A 1009-nucleotide genomic window follows, 5' to 3' on the forward strand; every position below is an offset into this window, starting at 1 on the left:
CTTCTGGAAGCCGCGGCGCAGCAGCCCCGCCAGGTTGCGGACCTGGTGGTCGGCGGTGGCCGGCGGCCGGTCGTCCCAGACGGCGTCCACCAGACGCGCCACGGGGACGGCGCCGGGCGCGTTGAGCAGCAGGACGGCGAGCAGCCGTTCCTGGCGCACGCCCCCCAGCCGGACCCGGTCGCCGACACCGGTCCGGACTTCCAGCGGTCCCAGAATCGCGAACTCCATGCGCTTCCCCTCCCCAGGGCCCTGCACACCGCTGTCGGACCGTCGCGTTTGGTGACGAAGCGATGTCCAGATCATGCCAGAACCGTGCGCGCGGTTGAGAGGGTCGGTGCGTGCCGGCCCCGCAGGGGAGCGGCGTTCCGACCACCCCCGTCCCGCAGTTCCCTGGAGGAACAGACCATGAACCGGATCAAGCGCTTCGCCGCCGTCGCCGCGACCGCCGTCGCGGTCCTCGCCCCGCTGACCGCCGCCCCGGCCGCCCAGGCCGCCACCACCGGCAACCACCTCGGCATGACCTGGGAGGTCCTCAACTACGGTGTGGGCGGCACGGTCCAGGTCGGCGGCCCCGGGGGCACCGCCAGCAACGCGTACGACGGCGACACCCCGGCCTGGACCTCGCTGCCGGTGCTCTGCCTCAACAAGGACCTCCGCCCCGCGCCGTCCGGGCTCTCCATCGGCTTCTACAACGGCTGGGCCCTGGGCGCCGTCGAGATCAGCCGCCCGGTGAAGGGCACCGAGCTGACCGGCCCGGAGGCCGCCAACACCGTCTGCCGCATGCAGTTCGGGCGCAACTGGCGGCAGGCCGAGTTCCACGACGGCCGCTACGGCGTCAACTACGAGGAGCCCGGCGGCTGGACCTTCTGGGCCAGCGGCAACCTGCCGAAGGGCGTGCGCTTCTGGACGTACATCAACGACCAGAACGCCAACCCCTGGAACTGACCCGCACCCGCCGCGCCACCCCTGCGGCCGGCCCCGCCCACCCCGGGCAGGGGCCGGCCCCGGC

2 protein-coding genes are annotated in these 1009 nt (G+C 73.6%); one reads left to right on the plus strand and one right to left on the minus strand.

The window, feature by feature from the left end; all coding sequences use genetic code 11:
- The coding region (locus ABD308_RS06735; RefSeq protein ID WP_425554708.1) for an AfsR/SARP family transcriptional regulator at window positions 1-228 on the minus strand (228 nt) is incomplete at its 3' end.
- Between the two features lie 177 nt (window positions 229-405).
- Here ABD308_RS06735 and ABD308_RS06740 point away from each other — a divergent pair.
- Entirely contained in the window at window positions 406-945 is a 540-nt protein-coding gene (locus tag ABD308_RS06740; protein WP_344328941.1) for a hypothetical protein, read from the plus strand.
- Window positions 946-1009 lie beyond the last annotated feature (64 nt).

Source organism: Kitasatospora putterlickiae (assembly GCF_039527695.1).
GTDB lineage: Bacteria > Actinomycetota > Actinomycetes > Streptomycetales > Streptomycetaceae > Kitasatospora > Kitasatospora putterlickiae.

What these genes read in the sequence shown, in the direction of transcription:
- ABD308_RS06740 (WP_344328941.1), top strand. Translation starts at nt 406, where the DNA reads ATGAACCGGATCAAGCGCTTCGCCGCCGTCGCCGCGACCGCCGTCGCG.